The organism is Pseudomonas sp. GW821-FHT04C07 (assembly GCF_059420325.1).
Map to the genome: position 1 here is coordinate 139,247 of NZ_JBWKTM010000012.1, position 24,085 is coordinate 163,331.

Genomic DNA, 24,085 nt, shown 5'->3' on the forward strand with positions numbered 1-24,085 from the left:
GTCGTGTTACTCGTCGGATTTCGATTGTAAGCATCTCAACACAGCCTCACGATCGCGCCGTCATCCCTTAGAGGCTCTCCCATGAAGTACTCCTCGATTCTCTTGTTGTCCCTTGGCCTGGTCAGTGGCATTGCTTTTGCCGGAGGCACCACCGAGGCAGGCGTGGGCGGCGCATTGGGCGGGGTTCTAGGCTCGGTCGTCGGTCAGTCGTTAGGCGGCAACACCGGTTCTACCATTGGTGCAGCCCTGGGCGGCGCGGGTGGTAGTGCGGTCGGAGCCGACAGACGCAGCCGTGGCCAGGCGGCCATTGGCGGCGCACTCGGTGCTGCGGGCGGCAACGTGGTTGGCCGCAGCCTGGGCGGCACCAGTGGCAGCCTGATCGGCTCAGCAGCCGGCGGCGGCGTGGGCGGTGCGCTGGGTAACCATATGGGCAATGAAAGCTATCGTGAGGATCACGACTACCGCGGTCGTGGTGATCGCCGCTACTACCGTGATGACGATGACGATGACCACCGCGGCCGTGGCCATGCCTACGGGCATTACAAGCATCACCGCCACTGGCGCGACCGGGATTGACATGCGATCTGTAGCCGCTGCCCAAGGCAGCGGCTACAGAAGTCTTCACTGTAGCCGACGACCTCACACCAGCAACCGCTCCAACGCCCCGCGTAACCCGGCAGGAATCGCCACCGGCTGATTCGACGCCCGATCCACAAACACATGCACGAACCGCCCTGCCGCGCAGGCGTCTTCTTCCCCCGCCTTGAATACCGCCAACTCGTACTGCACCGAACTGTTACCCAACTTGCCCACCCGCAATCCGATTTCGATACGCTCGGGGAAAGCAATCGAAGCGAAATAATCGCACGCCGAACTCACCACAAAACCCACCACTTCACCGTCATGAATATCCAGCCCACCCACCTCGATCAGGTAGGTGTTCACTGCCGTGTCGAAAAAACTGTAGTAGGTGACGTTGTTCACATGGCCGTAAACGTCGTTGTCGTGCCACCGGGTGATGATCGGCTGGAAGTGACGGTAGTCAGTGCGTTGCGGCATGCGGTTGGTCATTGAGTGGTCTCTCAGAGAATGGGCAAGCAGTGTAATCGCTGTGACCTCCACGATCGGGCGAGACTCAGGGTCATTCGCGGGCTTGCCCGCGAAGCTTTGGCCTAAAGATTCGCCTCAGCCCACGCCCTCACCTCTGCATACGGGTAATCCTCCAACGCCGCAAACCCCGGAATCGCCCGAGCCTTGAGTTTGGTGAACAGCGGCACGCTGATCCCGCACAAAAACCGCGTCAGCCGTTCCGCACCCGGCAGACTCCCGTTGTACTGCTCATGCCTGTGGATAAAATCGCCGCACAGTGCCTGGAAATTTTTATCCACAAGCGCCGGCAACTCGGGAGGCTCTGGCAGACGAGCCACCTGGCCGTGGCACACCGAACAATGCCCGCACCGCTGCGGTGCGTTTTCATCGCCGAAGTACTGCGCCAGTCGATAACCCAGGCAACGCTCGGTCGCGAACAAATCGAGCATCGCGTGGATCCGCGCGATCTCGGTGCGCTCATGCTGTGTGAAGTACGCATGCAATTCGACGCTCAGCGCCTGCGCATCGAAATCTGTCAGCAGCAGGCTGTAGACCTCTGTCATTTGCTTGCTTTCGAGCTCCACCCAACCCTTTTCCTGGAAATAATCCAGCGCCTTCACCACCCGATTTCGTTCGGCTTGATGCTGTAAATACAACGCGTCGAAATTCACCGTGGCCCAGGTCCTGGCGCGGCTCGACGTCTGAATAATCGCCGCCACAAAGTCCCGCCGCTCGCCCTCGAAACGCGCCAACAAGGCTTCGGGCTCGACCAGAAACTTGAAGCGGTACTCCGCAAAGTAGGCATAACGCGGCGCGATCAAACCACGCAGCTCCAGCTGCACCAGCAAGGTCTTGAGCGGCAACTGACGAATGTTGCTCTGATCCGCCAGCGGTCCCAGCAGAAACTCCCACTGACCATCGGGGCTGGCTGCTTGTAGTTCATCCAGCACACAACGAATGCCTTCCAGCTCCGGCGTGTCGCCGTAAACGAAATTCTCCAGCACATTGAGGCTGTCGCGGTTGGCCAGCACCAGGCAGTCGGAGGACTGCCCGTCACGCCCGGCGCGACCGATTTCCTGGCTGTAGTTTTCAATGGATTTCGGCAAGTCGAAATGCGCCACGTTGCGGATGTCGCTCTTGTCGATGCCCATCCCGAAAGCGATGGTGGCGACTATGCAATTGGACTGCCCGCCCATGAACCGGCGCTGAATCGCTTCGCGTTGCTCGTGGGGTAAACCTGCGTGATAAGCCTCGGCCTGAATGCCGTGCTGAGCCAGGTGCTGAGCGATCTGTTCGGCCGTTTTCTGCAACGTGACGTAAACGATGCTCGGCTGCCCGGCGCGCTGGCCCATCCACTCGACCAGACGCCGACGCTTGTCCTGGCCACGCACCGGCTCCACCAGCAGGTTGAGGTTGGGTCGGTAGAAACCGGTGGTCACCACATCCGCCGGGGCGATGGCGAATTTCGCCTGCATGTCGGCGATCACCTTTGGCGTTGCGGTGGCGGTCAGCAGCAAAGCTTGAGGAATGTTGAACTGGCGCTGATAGGCCGGCAGCTTCAAATAGTCCGGACGGAAGTTATGACCCCACTCCGAAATACAGTGCGCCTCGTCCACTACCAACAACGAGATTGGCACCTGCTGCAAAAAGTTGCGAAAACGTTCGTTCTTCAGGCGCTCCACGGAGATCATCAAAATCTTCAACTCGCCGGAGCGGGCCCGCGCCATCACCTCGTTGGCATCATCGCGGCTCTGCGCCGAATCGATACTCGCCGCCGCGATGCCGTGACGCGCCAGGAACGCCAACTGGTCCTGCATCAACGCCAGTAACGGCGAGACCACCAGCGTCAGATTCGGCAGCAGCAAGGCCGACAATTGATAACACAACGACTTGCCGGACCCAGTAGGAAAAATCGCCGCCGCCGACCGCCCGGCCAACACCGCGCTGACCGCCACCTCCTGGCCGGGCCGAAACTGTGGATAACCAAAGACCTGTTCAAGGGTGTTGTGCATAAACTGTCACTCCATTGACCGCGCAGATGCCTGAAGCCTAGCGCGGCAAATCGGCGGGTCGAGAAAAGGTCGGGCGCAAAAAGGATACGGCATGATACAGGGAGAACGGCGCAAGGCCCGTGATGCAATTCCATGGCTGATGGCGTTCAAATGTGAATCGAAGATCACGAAATCCCCTACACAGTCTGGCGCACGCGTTACTGCGGCTCTATTCGACACGCCTGACAAGCGCGTGGGAAATTCGACCTCCAGGGGAATCGCTGAAAAAAACCCGGGTAGTGCGAGGTGGCACGGCAGCGGATGACAAGGTGAAAACGTAGCCAATAAAGGATTCTTTCATGCCTGCCCATCAAGTCGCCGCATACAACCGGCAACTCGCTGCCGACATTCAAGCGTCCATCGACGACCCTGGACCCAGCATTGAAGACGAGGAAGCCAAGCGTTTTATGGCTAAGAAACGAGACGCCCTACGTCGACGGACAGACCGATAGACACGGCCTTACCAATATTCGTCCCCGTCCTACAACCTCGTGCTCCTTGTCGCCTTTCGCCAGCCTGCAACCCACATCTATAGTTGTTTGCGTTGCTGCAAAATCAGCGGCCGGGTTTGGTCACCCGAAAAATTACAGAGAACATTCGCATCCCCTTGTATGCTGCCGGCACTAACATGTCGGCACGCTTTATGGCGGCTGTGTTTGGGACGCTTTCGAGCGTGCCGGGTGTTCTCGCCGGTTGACCAACCTGAACACAGTCCGCCACCCATCGTTTGGTCACGGTTGGTGTGGTTCATTTGATCCATACAGAGAACTAACCATGAACACATTAGATCCGTTTGCAGATCGCTATCGCCCCACCAAAACCAACTTCACCGACACCCCGGTTCTGATCATCGACACAGAGGCCACCCGCAAGACATCCTCGAAGCCGCCCTTCAGCGCATCCGAGCCTCCAGCGACCTGCTCGAAACCCTGCACTGCCAATGCTTCAAGCACGGCGACGTTAAAGACATTCCCCATATCACCCACGCCCTGTACCTGCTGACTCAAGACGGCCGCGACCTGCTCCAAGTCGCCCAGCAACGCATGCTGAACTGGAAAGCACCTACCTGACACACCCCACTCGCAGGCACGCCACGTTCCTGTAGGAGCCTGGCTTGCCAGCGATGAACGCGCCGCGTGTTTTCAAACATAAGTGAAAGAAACAACAGCCCCGGGACCACCGCCATGAGCCAATTAACCTTCAAACAAAAACAAGCGCATTACGAAAAAGTCCGCCGCTCAAACTACTTGGCCAGACTACGCCTCGCCGGATTCGACACGTCACCGGTAGACCTCGACAAACCACTTCCTACACGAGAAGAAGTGCTCGCAAAGTACCGACAAGACGAACCACCAATATCTGCGTCCGCCCTTCCCCCCAAGCCCGACGGCCAATAAAATCCGCCTAAGCCCAACCAGACGCCCCGCAATGCACCTCGCCCCCAACTTCCCCGACGACCACGCCATGCACTTGCTCATGCAGCTGCTGCACGAAGAACTCGGCCTGCCCGAACGCAAAACCATCAGCCTCAGCACCTCGATCAATTTTGACCTCGGCTGTGACGGCGCCGATGCGCGGCACCTGATGGAAACCCTGGAAGAACAGTTCGCCATCGACTTCATCGACTACGACGCCTATCGCTACTTCCAGCCCGAAGGCTTTGATGTGTTCCTCAAGCGGCGGGCCAAGGGACGTGGTGACAAACACCCACTGACCATTGGCATGCTCTACCAGGCGATCAAGGTGCAGCAGTGGAATACACAGGAGTTGGAAGGCATCTAGTCGACACCACAAGTGCCATTATTCTGGCCGTTTAGCGCCTTTTCAGCTGGAGTATTGGTAGTTCTGCCTCCGCTGGTCTGAATCGCACCCGCAAAAAAGCCGCCCCTAAGGGCGGCTTTCTCTTACCTCAAACCACTACCGAATAATTACAACTTCGGCCCAGCAGCCTTGATCGCATCGCTCACTTCAAACTTCTTGAAGTTCTCGATGAACAAACCGGCCAACGCTTTAGCAGCTTCGTCGTAGGCAGCTTTGTCAGCCCAGGTGTTGCGTGGGTTCAACAGGCCGGTTTCAACGCCCGGTACGGCCAGCGGCACGTCGAGGTTGATGGTGTCCAGGTGTTCGGTTTCTGCACCGATCAACGCGCCGCTCTGGATGGCTGCGATGACGCCACGGGTGGTCGGGATGTTGAAGCGTTTGCCGACGCCGTAGCCACCGCCGGTCCAGCCGGTGTTGACCAGGTAGACCTTGGAGCCGAAGCCGCGGATGCGTTTGATCAGCAGTTCAGCGTATTCGCCAGCCGGACGCGGGAAGAACGGGGCGCCGAAGCAGGTGGAGAAGGTCGATTTGATGCCGCTGCCGGAACCCATTTCGGTCGAGCCCACCAAAGCGGTGTAGCCGGACAGGAAGTGGTAGGCCGCTTGTTCTTCGCTGAGGATCGAGACTGGCGGCAGTACGCCGGTCAGGTCGCAAGTCAGGAAGATCACAGCGTTTGGCTCGCCTCCGAGGTTTTTCGGGGCGCGTTTTTCGATCAGTTCGCGCGGGTAAGCGGCGCGGCTGTTCTGGGTCAGGCTGTCATCGGCGTAGTCGGCTTTCTTGGTGACCGGGTCGAGTACGACGTTTTCCAGTACGGCACCGTGCTGGATGGCTTTCCAGATGACCGGCTCGTTCTTCTCGGAGAGGTCGATGCACTTGGCATAGCAACCGCCTTCGATGTTGAACACCACGCCAACGCCCCAGCCGTGTTCGTCGTCGCCGATCAGGTAGCGGCTTTCGTCAGCGGACAGGGTGGTTTTACCGGTGCCGGACAGGCCGAAGAACAACGTTACGTCGCCCTCTTCGCCCATGTTGGCCGCGCAGTGCATCGGCAGAACGTCGACTGCTGGCAGCAGGAAGTTTTGTACCGAGAACAGGGCTTTTTTCATTTCGCCGGCGTAACGCATACCCGCGAGCAGCACTTTCTTGGCTGCAAAGTTGATGATCACGGTGCCGTCGGAGTTGGTGCCGTCACGCTCAGGCACGCAGACGAACTCAGGGGCGTTGATCACCTGCCACTCGTCCTTGTCACCCTGGTTGTACTGCTCAGGGTTGATGAACAGGCAACGGCCGAACAGGTTGTGCCAGGCAGTCTCGGTGGTCATTTTGACCGCGAGGTAATGCGCAGGGTCAGAACCTACGTGGACGTGGGAAACAAAACGCTCGCGCTCGCCCAGGTAGGCTTCAACGCGGTTCCACAGGGCATCGAACTTGTCGGCCGGGAACTTGCGGTTGATCGGGCCCCAGGCGATGGCGCCTTGGGTGGAAGGCTCTTCCACGATGAAACGGTCGACTGGCGAACGGCCGGTGCGGTGACCGGTGCGTACAACCAGAGCGCCGGTATCGGACAGCTCGCCTTCACCGCGGTTCAGGGCTTCTTTAACCAGATCATCAACACTCAGATCGGTGTACACGGCGTTATTGGCTTGCGTCATGAGGTTCCCCGTCGGCCAGTGGCCGAGTGCTCCAAACGTTTTGTAGTAGAAAGTTGTGCACTACTACCGCGAAAAAAGTGGGCCGGATTATGCCAGAAATGCCCAAAAAAAGTAGGGCCCTCCTGTCAGGGCGGCGTAAATCTGGCGTTTGACAGGTAATTTACCTGCGCTGAACCGTTTTAGTGGCGAGTATCTGACGGTGTGTTGACACCCGCTCCAGCGAATAATTGAGCAACATCGGCAGCATCGAACAGGTAGCGCTCGTTGCAGAACTGACAGTCGATCTCGACGCTGCCACCGCTTTCGATAACCAGTTGTTGCGCGTCTTCCTGACCCAGACTCACCAGCGCGTTACCCGATCGATCGCGCGAGCAGCTGCAGCTGAAGCGCAATGTCTGCACGTCGAACATACGTACCGCTTCATCATGGTAGAGGCGATGCAGTACGGTTTCATTGTCCAGGCCAAGCAGTTCGTCAGCGGTCAGGGTGCCGGCCAGGGTAGTGATGTGCTGCCAGCTGGAGGCGCGTTCCTCGTCATCCTTGATGCGATCGGCCGGCAGCTGCTGCAGCAGCAGACCACGGGCGCGACGGCCGTCGGCGTTGAGCCAGAAGCGTGTGCCGACTTGCTGGGACATGACGAAATAATTGGTGAAGCATTCCGACAGGGTCTCGCCGTCGAGGTCGACGATGCCCTGGTAACGCTGACCCTGACGCGGGTCGACGGTGAGCGCCAGCACGCCGTTGGGCATCAGGTCGGCCAGGGTCGCATCAGGAGCGATCTTGTCTGCGTCATAACGCGCCAGGCCACGGATCTCGCGCTCGCTGGAACACTCGATCATCAGCAAGGGCACCGGGCCTTCGGAACGGGCCTGGAGGATCAGCAAGCCATCGAACTTCAAGGTGCCGACCAGCAACGCCGCCGCGGCCATCAGCTCGCCGAGCAGTTGCGCGACTGGCTCGGGATAAGGGTGTTTGGCAAGGACTTCGGCGTAGCTACGCTCCAACGCAACCATCTCGCCGCGGGCGTCGCTTTCATCGAAGATGAAGCGTTGGGTGTAGTCGTTATCCGGTAGATCGGTCATAGGTTTGGGTATCTAAAGTGAAAACAAAAATGGTTACAAGGATCGAAACTTGCGTTTTTGCGCCATTTTGGTGCACGAATGTTCGGCCATGGAACGCATTTTATGAACAATCCGGGATTGTTCCAAGCAAGGTAGAACATCGGCAGGTTGGTTCCGTGTAATTTACTACCTCTGGCGCTGCGGTGTTTTTGGTTCCGGGCTTCGGGCTTTCCGGGCAAGCTTACTCCCCACTACTCCCGCCATGAAACTTGAACAGATCACGCCGCTGTTTTTTGGTCGGTTTGCCATCGGTACTGACGCCCAGGGCACCGGCCTTGCGCATTGCGGCGGCGTTCTCGCGTTTGGCGATGCTGGCTTCGGTTTCGGCGTACAACGTCTGGGCTTGCGGTGCGCCACGGCGCACGATCGATAGCGCCAGGACCGTCACGGTGCGCTCCTCGAAACCAGTGCGGATCTGCAACTCATCACCGACTCTCGGCTCTTTGCCCGGTTTGCAGCGTTCGCCCCGGCAGTGCACTTTGCCACTTTCAATCGCCGCTTTGGCCAGCGCGCGGGTTTTGTAAAAGCGCGCAGCCCACAACCACTTATCCAGACGGACTTTGTCGTCCTCTTCGGTCTTTTGTGCCATGGGATTTCCTCATCCTGAAATATTTCTGAACTGTACTACCGTTTCTGTTGTGCCATGAATTACACCGGCTCAGTTTAGAATGCGCGCCTCTCCAGCGCCTCGTTCGAGGACTGGAAATCCGGGCCGTAGATATCTGTCGCCTTTTACCCATTATTCTGCGTGAATACCGCGAATTCGGCCGCTTGCGGCGCGAGCAGGTTTCTCACCGGTTGAGCACATTTGAAGACTTTTGACCATTTGACCGTTATCGGTCTACGCGAGTGGGTGGCGCTTCCAGATTTGGGAGTGGCAGGCCTGCGCGCGAAGATCGACACCGGAGCCAGCACCTCCAGCCTGCATGCCACCGAGATCGAGCCATTCGAGCGCGACGGGGAAAAGTGGGTGCGCTTCAACGCCCACCTGGGCACCGTGGTGCAGCTGCGCCATCGTCATTGCGAAGCACCGCTGGTAGCGATAAAAACCATTAAAAGCTCCAACGGCCAGGCGCAGGTGCGTTACGTGATCAGCACGACCCTGGCACTGGGCGATCGGGTCTGGCGGGTGGAATTCACCCTGGCCTGCCGCAAAGCCATGCGTTATCGCTTGTTACTCGGTTCCAAAGCCCTGATCGATGGCCAGTTAGTGGTCAATCCGGGGATTAAATACGTTCAAGACAAGCCGGCATTTCCGGCGTCCACTACCTCTGCCACAGGTGTTGCATGAAGATCGCTGTGCTGTCGCGTAACCCGCGTCTGTATTCCACTCGTCGTCTGGTCGAGGCCGGCACCGAGCGTGGCCATGAAATGGTGGTGATCGATACCCTGCGCGCCTATATGAACATTGCCAGTCATAAGCCGCAGATTCACTATCGCGGCAAGCCGCTGGAAGGCTTCGATGCGGTGATCCCGCGGATCGGCGCTTCGGTAACCTTTTATGGCTGCGCGGTATTGCGCCAGTTTGAAATGATGGGTGTATTCCCGCTCAACGAATCGGTGGCCATTGCCCGCTCGCGGGACAAGCTGCGCTCGCTGCAATTGCTCTCGCGTCGCGGTATCGGCTTGCCGGTCACCGGCTTTGCCCACTCGCCGGACGATATCCCCGACCTGATCGAGATGGTCAATGGCGCGCCGTTGGTGATCAAGGTGCTGGAAGGCACTCAGGGCATCGGCGTGGTGATGTGTGAAACGGCCACGGCAGCGGAGTCGGTGATTGAGGCGTTCATGGGCCTCAAGCAGAACATCATGGTACAGGAGTACATCAAGGAGGCCGGCGGTGCGGATATCCGCTGTTTCGTGGTGGGCGACAAGGTGATCGCCGCGATGAAGCGTCAGGCCAAGCCCGGCGAGTTCCGCTCCAACCTGCACCGTGGCGGCAGCGCCAGCCTGATCAAGATCACTCCCGAGGAACGCATGACCGCGCTGCGCGCAGCCAAGGTCATGGGCCTGAGTGTCGCGGGTGTGGATATCCTGCGCTCCAACCACGGGCCGTTGGTGATGGAGGTTAATTCCTCACCGGGGCTGGAAGGGATTGAAACCACCACGAGCAAGGACGTGGCAGGGATCATCATTCAGCATCTGGAGAAGAATGGCGGGCCGAACATGACGCGGACTAAAGGAAAAGGCTAAGGCTGAAGGTAGATCGTTTGATCGTTCCCACGCTCTGCGTGGGAATGCCGCCCTGGACGCTCCGCGTCCGGCTCCGCTGTGACGCGCAGCGGCACGGGATGCGTTCCTTTGCTGCGCGTGGGAACGATCTACTGTCAGGCCCTTACACCGCATCCCTGGGCAACATCAGCCCCAACGGCAAGCGCACTCGCGCTTCCAGCCCGCCGTCCGTACGGTTGCGCAGTTCCACATTGCCGCCGTGCATGGAGGCGATCCGCTTGACGATCGCCAGACCAAGCCCGGTGCCTTTGCCGCCACGGGCGCGGTCACCACGGGTGAAGGGGTTGAAGATAGCCTCCAGCTCTGACTGATCGATCCCTGCCCCACGGTCCATTACGCTCAACACCACATAAGGTGCGTTGGTGTCGCCTGATACATAGGCGGCCACTTCAACCTCAGTGCCAGCGTGATTCAAAGCGTTGCCGATCAGGTTGTTCAGCAGACGCTTCATCGAAACCCGGCGCAACGGGAACGGCTGGATGGGCTCCAGGCGCAGGCGAACCCGCTCATCGTTCTGGTTATAAGGCGCCGCGACTTCACGCACCAGATCACTGAGGTCGACTTCTTCGACCGTCTCATCACGACCGTCGCGAATGAACGCCAGGAACTGATCGAGAATCGCGTCCATGTCTTCAATGTCGCGCACCATGTCGTCACTCAGGTCGCTGTGGTCGCCCATCAGTTCCAGGGATAGCCGCAGACGGGTCAACGGCGTGCGCAGGTCATGAGACACGCCGGCGAGCATCAATTCACGCTCACGTCCGGCCTGTTCGACATCCTCGGCCATCTGGTTGAAGGCGCGATACACCTCGGCCATTTCGCTCGGGGTATCGCTGATTGGCAGACGCACGCTACGCCCCTGACCTAATTGGCGGGCGGCATACACAAGACGCTTGAGGGGTTGGTTGAGCTGACTGACGAAAATCCAGGCCGAGGCTGTGGATAACAAACCGATTGCCAGGAACCAGCCAAGCACGCTCCAGATTTTCTGACCACGCAACGGGTGTGGGTACAGCGGCACTTTCAGCCAGCCATCACCCAGGCTCGGCGCACGCACCCAAAGGGCCGGCGGGGCGTGCATGCGCAAGCGCACTTCGGTGTCTGAGCCCAGTTCGGCCTGCATCTGTCGTTGGTAGATCTCGCTGTACGGCCAGTGCTGCTCGCCTTCAGGTACGCCGCTACCGACCACTTTGATCAACCCGGCCGCCTTGGCAATGGTGTCGCGATTGGATTCGTCTGCAGCCCAATAGGCCCGCAAGGTCAGGGCCACACCGTGGCTGTACTGGCGGTCCACCAGCACGTCCTCGTTCATCAATAGATAAACCAGGGTCAGCGCCTTGGAGAACAGCACGACGATCAGCACCAGCCAGAGGGTGCGAGAGAAGAAACTTTGGGGGAACCACACGGGGGTTTTCATAGACAGCAGACACACTTTGCAGGAGCGAGCGCACTCGCAGAATTGCGGATTGCGAGCCGCCCGGCTCGCAATCATATGACAACGCGCCCGAGAAACCCGCTCCTACAAATCACTGATCACTTGGTTGCGGTACCGTCCGGTACGAACACATAACCCACGCCCCAGACTGTCTGGATATAACGCGGTTTGGACGGGTCGGGCTCAATCATCCGGCGCAGGCGGGAGATTTGCACGTCGATGGAACGCTCCAGGGCATCCCATTCACGGCCACGGGCCAGGTTCATCAGTTTGTCGCGGGTCAGCGGCTGACGAGCGTTCATCACCAGCGCCTTGAGCACAGCGAATTCACCGGTGGTGAGCATGTGCACTTCCTCGCCTCGCTTGAGTTCGCGGGTGGCCAGGGACAGTTCGTAGTCGCCGAAGGTCACGCTTTCGTCTTCGCTGCCCGGTGCGCCGGGCACCGGTGCCGACTGACGACGCAGGACCGCTTTGACGCGGGCCATCAACTCGTCCGGGTTGAACGGTTTGGCCAGGTAATCATCGGCGCCCAGTTCGAGGCCGTTGATGCGGCTCAGCTCATCGCCCTTGGCGGTGAGCATGATGATCGGTATTTGATTCTTCGCCGTGCGCAGGCGCTTGAGGGCGCTCAGGCCGTCTTCACCGGGCATCATCAGGTCGAGCACCACCAGGTTGAAGACCTCACGACCCAGCAGGCGATCCATTTGTTCGGTGTTCGGCACCGCGCGGGCGCGATAGCCCTTGCTGACGAAAAAACGTTCCAGCAGGCTGCTCAGTCCCGGGTCGTCGTCAACGATGAGAATTTTTTCGCCTTCAGCAGTTTGTGCAGTGCTGCTCATTGGATGCTCCTTTGATCTCGGCGCGCATTATGGCGTAGCCGCCGTTATACGCACCGTGTGCATTGTTAGCAGATTTTTCCTCGACCGCCAGCAAACCAGCCATTGTGCCTACATTGCGCGATGCCCCCGAAGGACAGAACGCTGGTTATAATGCGCCGCCTTTTGTGTAGGGCAACGTCTGATCGTTACTGTGAATGGCTGCTATTTATTTTCCATCGCCGCGCAGTAATTTTTCGATTCCACGGGTCAACAGGCTGCCTTTTGATCCAGGTAGCGGCGCCGGCCAGGCCGCTCAACCAGACTCGCCAAGCCTTCTAAACAGCGCCTGCGAGCCTGCTTTCACAATTTGTCAGGTGGTTTTATGGACAGCATCAACAGCCGCATCGCCGAGGAACTCGGTGTACGCCCGCAACAGGTCGAAGCGGCCGTCGCTCTACTGGATGAAGGCTCCACAGTGCCCTTCATCGCCCGTTACCGGAAAGAAGTGACCGGCAGCCTCGATGACACGCAATTGCGACACCTGGAAGAGCGCCTGCGCTACCTGCGAGAACTCGACGAACGGCGCATCAGCATCCTTGCCAGTATCGAAGAGCAAGGCAAGCTGACCCCGGAATTGGCCCGCGACATCAAACTCGCCGACACCAAGACCCGCCTCGAAGATTTGTACCTGCCGTACAAACAAAAGCGCCGCACCAAGGGCCAGATCGCCCTGGAAGCCGGCCTCGGCGAGCTGGCTGACGGTCTGTTCAACGACCCGACCCTGAGCCCGGACACCGAAGCCGCGCGCTTCGTTGATGCTCAAAAGGGCGTTGCCGATGTAAAGGCGGCCCTCGAAGGCGCCAAGTACATCCTCATGGAGCGCTTCGCCGAAGACGCCAGCCTGCTGGACAAGCTGCGCAGCTACCTCAAGCAGGAAGCCACCCTCAGTGCCCGTGTGATCGCCGGCAAGGAAGAGGAAGGCGCCAAGTTCCGCGACTATTTCGAACACGACGAACCACTGAAAAGCATGCCGTCGCACCGCGCGCTGGCGATTTTCCGTGGCCGCAACGAAGGTATTCTCAGCTCTGCACTGAAAGTCGGCGAAGAGCTGCCGGGCAGCATGCATCCGTGCGAAGGGATGATTGGCGAACGCTTTGGCATTCAGAATCAGAACCGTGCGGCGGACAAATGGCTGGGTGAAGTGGTGCGCTGGACCTGGAAGGTCAAGCTCTATACCCACCTGGAAACCGACTTGCTGGGCGAACTGCGCGATGGCGCGGAAACCGAAGCGATCAACGTATTTGCCCACAACCTGCACGACTTGCTGCTGGCCGCACCGGCCGGCCCGCGCGCGACCCTGGGCCTTGACCCGGGCCTGCGCACCGGCTGCAAAGTTGCGGTAGTCGATGCCACCGGCAAGCTGCTGGACTACGCCACCGTTTACCCGCACGTACCCAAAAACCAGTGGGACCAGACCATCGCCGTGCTGGCCGCCTTGTGCGCCAAGCACTCGGTGGACCTGATTGCCATCGGTAACGGCACCGCCAGCCGCGAAACCGACAAGTTGGCCGCTGAGCTGATCAAAAAATACCCAGCCATGAAAATGACCAAGGTCATGGTCTCCGAGGCCGGCGCTTCGGTGTATTCGGCGTCGGAACTGGCATCGAAGGAGTTCCCGGACCTGGACGTGTCGATCCGTGGCGCAGTGTCGATTGCCCGTCGCCTGCAGGATCCATTGGCCGAGCTGGTGAAAATCGATCCGAAATCCATCGGTGTCGGCCAGTACCAGCACGACGTATCGCAGCTCAAACTGGCTCGCGGCCTGGATGCAGTCGTCGAGGACTGCGTGAACGCCGTCGGCGTCGACGTGAACACCGCCTCGGTGGCGCTGCTGGCACGGATTTCCGGCCTCAATGCGACGCTGGCGCAGAATATCGTGACTCACCGTGACGAAAACGGTGCGTTCAAGACCCGCGCCGCGCTGAAGAAAGTCGCGCGTCTGGGTGAGAAAACCTTCGAACAGGCCGCCGGTTTCCTGCGGGTAATGAATGGCGACAACCCGCTGGATTCGTCTGCCGTTCACCCGGAAGCCTATCCGCTGGTACAGCGCATCGCGGCTGAAACCGACCGCGATATTCGCTCGCTGATCGGCGATTCGAGCTTCCTCAAGCGCCTGGATCCAAAGAAGTACACCGACGAAACCTTCGGTCTGCCGACAGTGACCGACATTCTTCAAGAGCTTGAAAAGCCTGGTCGCGACCCGCGCCCCGGGTTCAAGACTGCCGAGTTCCAGGACGGCGTCGAAGACCTCAAGGACCTGGAACTGGGGATGATTCTCGAGGGCGTGGTCACCAACGTGACCAACTTCGGTGCTTTCGTCGATATCGGCGTACATCAGGACGGTTTGGTGCACATTTCCGCCTTGTCGGAGAAATTCATCAAGGATCCGCGCGAAGCGGTGAAGGCCGGTGATGTGGTCAAGGTGAAGGTCATGGAAGTCGACATCCCGCGTAAACGCGTCGGCCTGTCGATGCGCATGAGCGACACTCCGGGCGAGAAGATCGACGGTGCTCGTGGCGCCCGCCCTGGCTCGGCTCCACGCCAGTCGCAAAACACTGCACCGCGTAAAGAAACCCAGACGCCAGCTCCGGGCAACAACGCCATGGCTTCGCTCTTCGCCAACGCCAAGCAGTTGAAGAAACGCTGATGGAAATCCCCGCCGGCCTCACTCAGAGCGCCTTCAGCGAGTTGATCGGCTGCCGCTTGCAGCGTCTGGACGTCGGCATAGCCGAAGTTGCCCTGACGCTGACGCCGCCGCTGCGTAATCGCGGTGGCAAGCTGCACGGCGGGGCGTTGTTCAGTCTGGTGGATATCGCCATGGGGCTGGCCTGTTCCAGCGCCCATGGTTTCGACCAGCAGAGCGTGACCATCGAGTGCAAGATCAACTACATGCGTGCCGTCTCTGACGGTGACGTGGTGTGCGTAGCCAAGGTGATCCACCCTGGCCGGCGCACGCTGGTGGTCGAAGCGGATGTGATGCAAGGCGATAAACTCGTCGCAAAAGCACAAGGCACGTTCGCTGTCCTATAGCTCCCTGCCATCAATTTGAGTTAATTTCGGCGCTGCGAATCCTGTAGGAGCGAGCTTGCTCGCGATAGGGGTTAACGATGACGAGGGCAGCCTGGATGAACACGGCGTCCTCACGTCCTTCGCGAGCAAGCTCGCTCCTACAAAACCAGGCGACTACGCCAGTTTTCACTTCACCCTTGTAGACCGTCTTGCCCACCCCCATATTGGGGCGACTGACGCGTGAAGGAATCCAACTTGAGCGAACTTCTCAACCGCCGCCTGGCTCTGCTTGGCGAGCGCGCTAACCTCTCTCTGCTCGAGCAGTGCCTGCATGGCATCGAGCGCGAATGCCTGCGCGTTACAGGTGTTGGCCGTCTGGCGCAGACGCCGCATCCCGAAGAACTGGGATCTGCACTGACCAACGAGCAAATCACCACCGACTACTCCGAGTCGCTGCTGGAGTTCATCACTCCGGCCCTGCCTGACCCGGCGGAGATGCTGAGTAGCCTCGACAAGATCCACCGATTTGCCTACAGCAAACTCGGCAACGAGTACCTGTGGAGTCCATCGATGCCGTGCCCGTTGCCGGCCGAGGAAGATATCCCGATCGCTTACTACGGCACCTCCAACATCGGTAAGCTCAAATACGTATACCGCAAGGGCCTGGCCCTGCGTTACGGCAAGACCATGCAATGCATTGCCGGGATTCACTACAATTTTTCGCTGCCGGAGAAACTCTGGCCGCTGCTCAAGCAAGCCGAGGGTTATGTCGGCACCGACCGCGACTATCAGTCGGCGGCCTATATCGCGCTTATTCGTAACTTCCGCCGCTACAGCTGGCTGCTGATGTACTTGTTCGGCGCGTCGCCGGCTCTGGACGCAGGCTTCCTGCGCGGTCGCGCCCATCAGCTGGAGCAACTGGATCCCGACACGCTGTACCTGCCGTACGCCACCAGCCTGCGCATGAGCGATCTGGGTTACCAGAGCAACGCTCAGGCAGGACTGACGCCGTGCTACAACGATCTGGACAGCTACACCAACAGCCTGCGCAAGGCGGTCGCGACACCCTATGCACCGTACGTCGAAATCGGCACCCATCAGGACGGTGAGTGGGTTCAGCTCAACACCAACATCCTGCAGATCGAAAACGAGTACTACTCCAACATCCGCCCAAAACGCGTGACCTACACCGGCGAACGGCCGATCCAGGCGCTGGTGGCCCGCGGCATTCAGTACGTCGAAGCGCGTTGCCTGGACATCAACCCGTTCCTGCCGATGGGCATCGATCTGCAAGAGTCGCGTTTCCTCGACGCTTTCCTGCTGTATTGCGCGCTGAATGAAAGCCCGCTGCTTGAAAACATCGAATGCGGCAACTGCACCTCTAACTTCCTCACCGTGGTCAAGGAAGGTCGCCGTCCGGGCCTGCAACTGCGGCGCAAGGGCCAACCGGTGGACTTGAAAGAGTGGGCCAGCGAGTTGCTGGAGAAGATTGCGCCATTGGCCGCGCTGCTCGATCAAAGCCACGGCGGCGATGCCCATAGCAACGCGCTGGAAGCGCAACTGGCCAAGGTCAAGGATCCGTCCCTGACGCCATCCGCTCAGGTGCTGGCGGCCATGAACGAGCATAAAGAGAGCTTTACCCAGTTCTCCCTGCGCCAGAGCCGGGCTCACGCGGAGTACTTCCGTAGTGAACCACTGGCGGCCGACGAGCAGGCGAAGTTTGAAGAACTGGCGCGGTCGTCGCTGGCTCAGCAAACGGAGCTGGAACAGAACGAAGTCGGCGATTTCGATGTGTTTGTCGGGTCGTATCAGGCGAGCATTCTGGCGATCAGTAATTAAGCGGCGCCTGTAAAAATATTGCAGCCTGCGGGGACCGTTCCCTGGATTGATCGTTGGATTGATCGTTCCCACGCTCCCGCGTGGGAACGCATCCCGTGACGCTCTGCGTCACAGCCGAAGCGGACGCGGAGCGTCCCATGAGGCATTCCCACGCAGAGCGTGGGAACGATCAACGCGGGAGCGTGGGAACGATCAAACCGGTCCCCGCAGGCTGCGATCTTTTGATTCTTAGAATTTTCCGCTCATAAGCTAATTCCAAAAAGTTATTTATTTTAACTTTATTAGATCATTTAGTCTCTTTGTCAGCCGACTCTCGGCCGCCTGACAAGGAGCTTGCCAATGAAAACGTACTTTCCCCTTCGCCTCCTGGCGGCCGCGTCCCTGGCCGCAGCGAGCCTCTTTGCCCAGGCGGCTGACGTTACCGTTGCCTACCAAACCACCGTTGACCCGGCGAAAGTCGCCCAGGCCGACGGCACTTACGAAACAGCCACCCACGCCAAGATCGACTGGCGCAAATTCGACAACGGTGCAGACATCATCGCCGCCATCGCCTCGGGCGATGTGCAAATCGGTTACCTCGGATCCAGTCCGCTGACCGCCGCGATCACCCGCAAGGTTCCGGTGGAAACTTTCCTTATTGCCACTCAGATCGGCGCCGCCGAAGCTCTGGTAGCCCGCGACGGCTCCGCAATCAAAACCCCGCAAGACCTGATCGGCAAGAAAGTCGCCGTGCCTTTCGTTTCCACCGGTCACTACAGCCTGCTGGCAGCGTTGAAGCACTGGAACATCGACCCGTCGAAAGTGCAGATTCTCAACCTCGCACCGCCAGCGATCATAGCCGCGTGGAAACGCGGTGACATCGACGCCACTTACGTTTGGGACCCGGCGCTGGGCGTGGCGAAGGAAAACGGCAAGGTGCTGATCACCTCCGGCGAACTGGCCAGGTTCGGTGCGCCGACCTTCGATGCCTGGATCGTGCGCAAAGATTTCGCCGAGAAGCACCCGGAAATCGTTACCGCGTTCGCCAAAGTCACCCTGGACGCCTACGCCGCTTACCGCAAAGACCCACAAGCCTGGCTGGCTGACAAAGGCAACGTCGACAAACTGGTGAAACTCTCCGGCGCCAAGGCCAGCGATATTCCATTGCTGCTGCAAGGCAACGTCTACCCGCTGGCGGCTGATCAAGTGATCACCCTCGGCGCACCGACCACCAAGGCCATCACCGACACCGCGGCGTTCCTCAAGGAACAAGGCAAGGTCGAAGCCGTACTGCCGGACTACGCGCCGTACGTCAGCGCCAGGTTCATTACCAACTGACCAGGAGCACACGGCGATGGCCTTGTTAGAACTGGAGCGCATCAGCGCACAGTACCCCGGCGCGGCCGAACCGGTGCTGGCGGATATTTCCCTGAGCCTTGGGTCGCAGCAACTGCTGGTCGCCCTCGGCCCTTCCGGCAGTGGCAAAACATCGCTGTTGAACCTGATTGCCGGTTTCGTTGAACCGAGTGCCGGGCGCATCACCCTCGACGGCGTGCCGGTCAAAGGCCCGAGTGCCGAGCGCGGCGTGGTGTTTCAGGATGACGCGCTGCTGCCGTGGCAGGACGTGTTGGCCAACGTCGGCTTCGGACTGGAACTGGCGGGCATCTCCAAGCCTCAACGGGAAGTCCGTGCGCGGGAAATGCTCGCTCTGGTGGACCTGGCCGGCTTCGACCATCGCCGCATCTGGCAGCTGTCCGGCGGCCAGAAGCAGCGTGTCGGCCTGGCCCGCGCCCTCGCTGCCAATCCTCGCGTGTTGCTGATGGACGAACCCTTCGGCGCCCTCGACGCCTTCACCCGCGAACAGATGCAGGAACTGCTGCTGCAAGTCTGCAAACGCACCGCCAAACCGGTGTTCCTGATTACCCACGACATTGAAGAAGCGGTGTTTCTCGCCACCGACTTGATTCTGTTGGCACCCAACCCCGGGCAAATCGTCGAGCGTCTGAGCCTGGACTTTGGTCAGCGTTACGCCGCCGGTGAATCGGCCCGGGCAATCAAGTCTGACCCGCGTTTTATCGAAACCCGCGAACATGTGCTGGCCCGGGTGTTCTCCCAACGCAGCGCCGTCCAGCGGCAGGAGCGCGCATGAGCAGCTACCCATTACCGGCTACGGCCACCACTAAACCTGCCGTCGGCCAATCGGTTGTGATTCCTGTTCGTCGCAGTCTGAGTACACGCTGGATCAGCGTGTTGACGATGATCACCCTGCTCGCCATCTGGTGGGCCGTGACGGCCAGCGGACTGATTGAACCGCTGTTCCTGCCGCCACCTTCGTCGGTGCTGCAAAAAGGCTGGTTACTGGCGACCACCGGCTATATGGATTCGACGCTGTGGCAGCATTTGGGCGCCAGCCTCAGCCGTATCGGGCTGGGCCTGGGTTTTGCGGTGCTGACGGCAGTCCCGGTCGGCATTGCCATTGGCCACAACCGTATCGCGCGCGGCATTTTCGACCCGTTGATCGAGTTCTACCGCCCTATTCCACCGCTGGCCTATCTGCCGCTGATCGTCATCTGGTGCGGCATTGGTGAGCTGTCCAAAGTCCTGCTGATTTACCTGGCAATATTCGCCCCGATTGCCATCGCTACCGCTACCGGCGTGCGCACGGTCGACCCGGCCAGACTGCGCGCCGCGCAATCGTTGGGTGCGACGCGGGCACAGCTGATTCGCCATGTGATTGTGCCCAGCGCCTTGCCGGATATTCTCACGGGTGTGCGGATCGGCCTGGGGGTCGGTTGGTCGACCCTGGTTGCCGCCGAATTGATCGCCGCCACCAGTGGCTTGGGTTTTATGGTCCAGTCGGCTGCGCAGTTTCTGGTCACCGATGTGGTGGTGCTGGGGATTCTGGTGATCGCTCTGATTGCCTTCGCCATGGAAATGGGTCTGCGTGCGCTGCAACGCAAGCTAGTGCCGTGGCATGGCCAGACGCATTGACAGGTATTGAAAAACTGACCACGCCGACACTTCGGCGCCGAATTTGAGAAAGATCATGAGCCTGACCATCACCCCGATTAGCTCCGCACTTGGCGCCCAGATCAGCGGCGTCGATATCACTCAGCCACTGAGCGTCGAACAGCGCGATGCCATCGAGCAGGCTCTGTTAAAGCATCAAGTCCTGTTCTTTCGCGAGCAGCCGTTGAACCCGCAGCAACACGCGCATTTCGCCGCCAACTTCGGTGATCTGCATATCCACCCGATTTATCCGAATGTGCCGCAACAGCCTGAAGTGCTGATCCTCGACACCGCGGTGACCGACGTGCGAGACAACGCAATCTGGCACACCGACGTGACTTTCCTGCCGACCCCGGCGCTGGGCGCGGTCCTCAGCGCCAAGCTGTTGCCGGCGTTTGGTGGCGATACCTTATGGGCCAGCGGCATCGCGGCGTATGAGGCGTTGTCGGCACCAATGCAAACCCTGTTGCAAGGTCTGACCGCTACCCACGACTTCACCAAATCCTTCCCGCTGGAACGCTTCGGCACCACCGCCGAAGACCTGGCGCGCTGGGAAGAAGCCCGCCAGAAAAACCCGCCGCTGTCGCACCCGGTAATCCGTACTCACCCGGTCAGCGGGCGCAAGTCGCTGTTCGTCAACGATGGCTTCACCACCCGCATTAACGAGCTGGAGCCGACGGAAAGCCAAGCCATCCTCAAGTTGCTGTTCGCCCACGCCACCCGCCCGGAGTTCACCATCCGCTGGCGCTGGCAGGAAAGCGACGTGGCATTCTGGGACAACCGCGTGACGCAGCATTACGCAGTGGATGACTATCGCCCGCAACGGCGTGTGATGCACCGGGCGACGATATTGGGGGATGTACCGGTTTAAGTGATCAATGATTGTTCCCACGCTCCCGCGTGGGAACACATCCCGTGACGCTCTGCGTCACTGTGGACGCGGAGCATCCACGGCGGCATTCCCACGCAGAGCGTGGGAACGATCAGCATCACTCAGCTGTAGAAGGCTTCTCCCACAAGTTAATCCCGCCTTCCTGCGCAAACCGGTCGATTTCGTCCAGTTCCTCTGCGCTAAAGCTCAGGTTCTTCAACGCCCCGACATTTTCAATGATCTGCTCCGGGCGGCTGGCGCCGATCAGGGCGGAGGTCACGCGCGGGTCGCGCAGGGTCCAGGCCAACGCCATTTGCGCGAGGCTTTGATCACGGCGTTGGGCGATTTCGTTGAGAGCCCGCACCTGGGCAATGTTGGCCTGCGACAAGTGCGAGTCTTGCAGCGAACCGCCGCCCGGACGATTGACCCGCGCATCCTTGGGCACACCGTTGAGGTATTTGTCAGTCAGCAGGCCCTGGGCCAATGGGGTGAAGGCGATTACCCCGGCACCGAGTTCGTCGGTGGTGTCCAGCAGGTCTTTTTCCACCCAGCGGTTGAGCAGGTTGTAGGCCGGTTGATGGATCAACAGCGGGACTTTCCATTCTTTGAGCAAGGCTGTGATTTCCCGGGTCTTAGCCCCGGAATACGACGAGATGCCGATGTACAGCGCCTTGCCCTGTTGCACTGCAGTAGCCAATGCGCCGGCGGTTTCTTCCAGCGGTGTGTCAGGGTCGAAGCGGTGCGAATAAAAGATATCCACATAGTCGACTCCCAACCGCTGCAGGCTCTGATCGAGGCTGGCCAGCACGTATTTACGCGAGCCGCCGCCCTGACCGTACGGGCCCGGCCACATGTCCCAGCCGGCCTTGCTGGAAATAATCAGCTCGTCACGGTAGTGCTTGAAGTCTTCGCGCAGCAAACGACCGAAGTTGATCTCAGCGCTGCCATAGGGCGGTCCGTAGTTGTTGGCCAGGTCGAAATGATTGATGCCCAGGTCGAAGGCGGTGCGCAGCAAGGAGCGCTGGGTGTCGATCGGCGTGCTGTCGCCGAAGTTGTGCCACAGGCCCAGAGACAGCGCCGGCAGCACCAGCCCGCTGCGACCAACGCGGCGGTAAGGAATGGAGTCGTAGCGATCAGCAGCAGCGATATAGGTCATCGGACTCTCTACTTGTTTGGGGTAACAGTGTCTTTGAATTCTGAAGGTCGTTTCGACCATTTAGCGGGCAAGGTATGACCACCGTATTCGGTATGGAAACAGCACACAGCCTGATCGTTCCCCAAAAATGCGCGAGGAACGATCAACTGTTTTTTAAGCCGACAACTCTCGCAATGCCGCAGCCGCCAGAAAACCGGACCGCGAGCTGTAACGATGATCCCGTTTTACGGTTTGATCGATACGTTCAAGTAACCGCTCAGGAAGCGTGGCGTTAAAGCGCACCGACTTCCCAAAGTAAGGTGTCACGTCAAACTCAACCACACCCCATACACCGCCGGCGTAGTCGGGGTTATCAAGGTGATCATCTATCTCGTGCACTTGTGGAAGTGGATCGCCATCGGCGACCAATCCTTCGAAATGCAAGGACAACGCTTCTTTCACGTTTTCGAATGCCTTCGCCACCGTGCTACCTGAGGAGAAGCAACCCGGCACGTCAGGGACAATCACTCCATAGTCTGAGTCGGCATCCTTGTGCAGAACGACTGGGAATTTCATGTTGGTGGACCCTTCCTTTAAATCCGGTTTCGTTGGAGACCGGTTTGTCTTCAATGCGATCCCATGTGGGCTCTCGTACCCGCTTGCCGGCCTCATTTCAGTCCGGCCTGTTTCAGTATGCTGTTGATCGTACCTTTTGGAAGATCGGAGTCCGGGTGCTTGATGGTGACCCTACCCGGCTTGCTCGGATGTCTGTACTGATGATGACTGCCTTTCACCGCCACCAGATACCACCCATCCTCCTCGATCGCGTTAATCATTTCCCGACTTCGCATCACCCTCGCCCTTTTCGACAGCATCTGCGGCGAACTGTATGCAGCAAAGGGCGGAATTAATACACACCATACACACCATGTTAAATATTAGTCCACAAGAGCTTCGCCCGCTTCTGCCCAGACGGACGGTTACTGAGCCTTGGCAAACACCTCGCTCAACCAATCGACAAACACTCGCACTCTGGGCGACATGTGGCGGTTGTGCGGATAGAGCACCGACACCGGCATGGGCGGTGGTGGAGTGTCGAGGAGAATTTCCTGCACCAGTCCTTGGGAAATCTGCGTCGCCATGCGGTAGTGCGGGCATTGGATGAGACCTAGACCTGCGACCGCCGAGGCGGCGTAGATCTCTGCACCGAACACCGACAACGCACCCTCGATGGCGACCTCTTTCAGCTCGCCGTCGACCATGAATTCGAACGGGAACCGTTTGGCGGTGGTGCGCGAGACGTAGTTCACCGCCCGATGCTGCGCCAGCTCGTCGAGGCTCTTCGGTTCGCCGTATTTACGCAGGTAGGCCGGGCTGGCGCAGGTCACCTGGCGCAAGGTCGCGACGCGGCGGCCAATCAGCGACGAATCCCCCAATGTGCCGGCCCGCAACACGCAGTCGACCCCTTCAGCGATCAGGTCGACAAAGCGATCCGCTTCGCTGATGGACAACTCGATCTGCGGGTAGCGCTCCATGAACTGCGGTAACGCCGGGATCACGAAGTACTTGGCCAACGTGCCATGCAAATCGACCCGCAACCGCCCTTTCGGTGCCACGCTCCGAAACGCCAGTTCAGCCTCCTCCAGCTCCGCCAGCAATTGCACGCAACGCACGTAGTACGCCTCGCCATCCAGGGTCGGACGCACCCGACGCGTGCTGCGTTCCAGCAGCCGGGTGCCGAGCCAGGCTTCGAATTGATTGAGGATGTGGGTCAACGTCGCGCGGGGCAGATTCAGGTCATCGGCCGCTAGCGTGAAGCTGCTGCGCTCGTAGATCCGCACAAAAACCTTCATCGCTTTGACTTGATCCACGTGGGACTCCTGGCACTCGATTGTTGGCGATTATTGAACAGTCAAGGCAACTCTGGTGCATTTATCGCCATGGGTAAACAGGTGAATCTTGCT

General features: G+C 59.5%; 22 protein-coding genes and 2 pseudogenes. 13 read left to right on the forward strand and 11 right to left on the reverse strand.

Annotation, left to right across the window (positions count from 1 at the left end):
* Nucleotides 1–81 precede the first annotated feature (81 nt).
* Nucleotides 82–576 carry a glycine zipper domain-containing protein gene (locus tag AC07UI_RS21575; RefSeq protein WP_494994413.1) on the forward strand — a complete coding sequence of 165 codons (495 nt, stop codon included), beginning with the start codon at nucleotides 82–84 and terminating at the stop codon, nucleotides 574–576.
* 63 nt (nucleotides 577–639) lie between these two features.
* Here the strand turns inward: AC07UI_RS21575 and AC07UI_RS21580 are convergent, their stop codons facing one another.
* Nucleotides 640–1,071 carry an acyl-CoA thioesterase gene (locus AC07UI_RS21580; RefSeq protein ID WP_494994414.1) on the reverse strand — a complete coding sequence of 144 codons (432 nt, stop codon included), beginning with the start codon at nucleotides 1,069–1,071 and terminating at the stop codon, nucleotides 640–642.
* A gap of 101 nt (nucleotides 1,072–1,172) precedes the next feature.
* Nucleotides 1,173–3,101: a RecQ family ATP-dependent DNA helicase gene (locus AC07UI_RS21585; protein WP_494994415.1), complete on the reverse strand. Its 1,929-nt coding sequence runs from the start codon at nucleotides 3,099–3,101 to the stop codon at nucleotides 1,173–1,175.
* Nucleotides 3,102–3,914: 813 nt separating this feature from the next.
* Between AC07UI_RS21585 and AC07UI_RS21590 the strand changes: the two are divergent.
* From AC07UI_RS21590 to AC07UI_RS21600, 3 genes and pseudogenes are all read left to right on the forward strand, one after another.
* Nucleotides 3,915–4,210: pseudogene (locus AC07UI_RS21590) on the forward strand (hypothetical protein).
* A gap of 114 nt (nucleotides 4,211–4,324) precedes the next feature.
* Nucleotides 4,325–4,480 (forward strand): annotated as a pseudogene (locus tag AC07UI_RS21595) (YhfG family protein); the annotation flags it as partial.
* Between the two features lie 88 nt (nucleotides 4,481–4,568).
* Nucleotides 4,569–4,922 (forward strand): DUF1493 family protein, encoded by a 354-nt coding sequence (locus AC07UI_RS21600; RefSeq protein ID WP_494994416.1) that lies wholly within the window; start codon nucleotides 4,569–4,571, stop codon nucleotides 4,920–4,922.
* A gap of 146 nt (nucleotides 4,923–5,068) precedes the next feature.
* Here AC07UI_RS21600 and AC07UI_RS21605 read toward each other — a convergent pair whose 3' ends face one another.
* The 3 genes from AC07UI_RS21605 to AC07UI_RS21615 all read right to left on the reverse strand — a co-directional run bounded on the left by AC07UI_RS21605 (nucleotide 5,069) and on the right by AC07UI_RS21615 (nucleotide 8,323).
* A complete protein-coding gene (locus tag AC07UI_RS21605) occupies nucleotides 5,069–6,613 on the reverse strand; it encodes a phosphoenolpyruvate carboxykinase (protein ID WP_494994417.1) in 1,545 nt (514 codons plus the stop codon).
* Nucleotides 6,614–6,792: 179 nt separating this feature from the next.
* On the reverse strand, nucleotides 6,793–7,695 hold the full coding sequence (gene hslO, locus AC07UI_RS21610) for an Hsp33 family molecular chaperone HslO (protein ID WP_494994418.1): 903 nt from the start codon (nucleotides 7,693–7,695) through the stop codon (nucleotides 6,793–6,795).
* Nucleotides 7,696–7,915: 220 nt separating this feature from the next.
* Nucleotides 7,916–8,323, reverse strand: a complete 408-nt coding sequence (locus tag AC07UI_RS21615; RefSeq protein WP_494994419.1) for an RNA-binding S4 domain-containing protein — start codon at nucleotides 8,321–8,323, stop codon at nucleotides 7,916–7,918.
* A gap of 219 nt (nucleotides 8,324–8,542) precedes the next feature.
* Here AC07UI_RS21615 and rimB point away from each other — a divergent pair, with 219 nt between their 5' ends.
* Both rimB and rimK read left to right on the forward strand, forming a co-directional pair.
* Complete coding sequence (gene rimB, locus AC07UI_RS21620) at nucleotides 8,543–9,025, forward strand: retropepsin-like aspartic endopeptidase RimB (RefSeq protein ID WP_494994420.1); 483 nt, start codon at nucleotides 8,543–8,545, stop codon at nucleotides 9,023–9,025.
* Nucleotides 9,022–9,927, forward strand: coding sequence for a 30S ribosomal protein S6--L-glutamate ligase (rimK, locus tag AC07UI_RS21625; RefSeq protein ID WP_494994421.1), 906 nt, complete (start codon nucleotides 9,022–9,024; stop codon nucleotides 9,925–9,927). Before rimB ends, rimK begins: the two co-directional genes overlap by 4 nt.
* A 142-nt stretch (nucleotides 9,928–10,069) precedes the next feature.
* Here rimK and AC07UI_RS21630 read toward each other — a convergent pair whose 3' ends face one another.
* Both AC07UI_RS21630 and ompR read right to left on the reverse strand, forming a co-directional pair.
* Nucleotides 10,070–11,383, reverse strand: coding sequence for an ATP-binding protein (locus AC07UI_RS21630; RefSeq protein ID WP_494994422.1), 1,314 nt, complete (start codon nucleotides 11,381–11,383; stop codon nucleotides 10,070–10,072).
* 116 nt (nucleotides 11,384–11,499) lie between these two features.
* Entirely contained in the window at nucleotides 11,500–12,240 is a 741-nt protein-coding gene (gene ompR, locus AC07UI_RS21635; protein ID WP_494994423.1) for an osmolarity response regulator transcription factor OmpR, read from the reverse strand.
* A gap of 361 nt (nucleotides 12,241–12,601) precedes the next feature.
* On the opposite strand from ompR, the gene AC07UI_RS21640 reads away from it, so the two are divergent.
* The 7 genes from AC07UI_RS21640 (at nucleotide 12,602) to tauD (ending at nucleotide 20,986) form a co-directional block, all read left to right on the forward strand.
* On the forward strand, nucleotides 12,602–14,926 hold the full coding sequence (locus AC07UI_RS21640) for a Tex family protein (RefSeq protein WP_494994424.1): 2,325 nt from the start codon (nucleotides 12,602–12,604) through the stop codon (nucleotides 14,924–14,926).
* Nucleotides 14,926–15,309 carry a PaaI family thioesterase gene (locus AC07UI_RS21645; RefSeq protein WP_494994425.1) on the forward strand — a complete coding sequence of 128 codons (384 nt, stop codon included), beginning with the start codon at nucleotides 14,926–14,928 and terminating at the stop codon, nucleotides 15,307–15,309. Before AC07UI_RS21640 ends, AC07UI_RS21645 begins: the two co-directional genes overlap by 1 nt.
* Before the next feature lie 234 nt (nucleotides 15,310–15,543).
* The gene (gene gshA / locus AC07UI_RS21650; RefSeq protein WP_494994426.1) at nucleotides 15,544–17,127 is read left to right on the forward strand and encodes a glutamate--cysteine ligase; all 1,584 of its coding nucleotides are present in this window, start codon (nucleotides 15,544–15,546) and stop codon (nucleotides 17,125–17,127) included.
* 339 nt (nucleotides 17,128–17,466) lie between these two features.
* Nucleotides 17,467–18,444, forward strand: a complete 978-nt coding sequence (gene tauA / locus AC07UI_RS21655; protein WP_494994427.1) for a taurine ABC transporter substrate-binding protein — start codon at nucleotides 17,467–17,469, stop codon at nucleotides 18,442–18,444.
* Between the two features lie 16 nt (nucleotides 18,445–18,460).
* Nucleotides 18,461–19,255, forward strand: a complete 795-nt coding sequence (gene tauB, locus AC07UI_RS21660) for a taurine ABC transporter ATP-binding subunit (protein ID WP_494994428.1) — start codon at nucleotides 18,461–18,463, stop codon at nucleotides 19,253–19,255.
* The gene (gene tauC / locus AC07UI_RS21665; protein ID WP_494994429.1) at nucleotides 19,252–20,097 is read left to right on the forward strand and encodes a taurine ABC transporter permease TauC; all 846 of its coding nucleotides are present in this window, start codon (nucleotides 19,252–19,254) and stop codon (nucleotides 20,095–20,097) included. Before tauB ends, tauC begins: the two co-directional genes overlap by 4 nt.
* Nucleotides 20,098–20,152: 55 nt before the next feature.
* Complete coding sequence (gene tauD / locus AC07UI_RS21670; protein ID WP_494994430.1) at nucleotides 20,153–20,986, forward strand: taurine dioxygenase; 834 nt, start codon at nucleotides 20,153–20,155, stop codon at nucleotides 20,984–20,986.
* Nucleotides 20,987–21,104: 118 nt separating this feature from the next.
* Here tauD and mgrA read toward each other — a convergent pair whose 3' ends face one another.
* From mgrA to AC07UI_RS21690, 4 genes are all read right to left on the reverse strand, one after another.
* Nucleotides 21,105–22,142 carry an L-glyceraldehyde 3-phosphate reductase gene (gene mgrA, locus AC07UI_RS21675; RefSeq protein ID WP_494994431.1) on the reverse strand — a complete coding sequence of 346 codons (1,038 nt, stop codon included), beginning with the start codon at nucleotides 22,140–22,142 and terminating at the stop codon, nucleotides 21,105–21,107.
* Between the two features lie 153 nt (nucleotides 22,143–22,295).
* Nucleotides 22,296–22,697, reverse strand: a complete 402-nt coding sequence (locus AC07UI_RS21680; protein WP_494994432.1) for a type II toxin-antitoxin system HicB family antitoxin — start codon at nucleotides 22,695–22,697, stop codon at nucleotides 22,296–22,298.
* 92 nt (nucleotides 22,698–22,789) lie between these two features.
* Nucleotides 22,790–22,972 carry a type II toxin-antitoxin system HicA family toxin gene (locus tag AC07UI_RS21685; RefSeq protein WP_494994433.1) on the reverse strand — a complete coding sequence of 61 codons (183 nt, stop codon included), beginning with the start codon at nucleotides 22,970–22,972 and terminating at the stop codon, nucleotides 22,790–22,792.
* A 129-nt stretch (nucleotides 22,973–23,101) separates the two neighbouring features.
* Nucleotides 23,102–23,992: a LysR family transcriptional regulator gene (locus AC07UI_RS21690; RefSeq protein ID WP_494994434.1), complete on the reverse strand. Its 891-nt coding sequence runs from the start codon at nucleotides 23,990–23,992 to the stop codon at nucleotides 23,102–23,104.
* Between the last annotated feature and the right edge of the window lie 93 nt (nucleotides 23,993–24,085).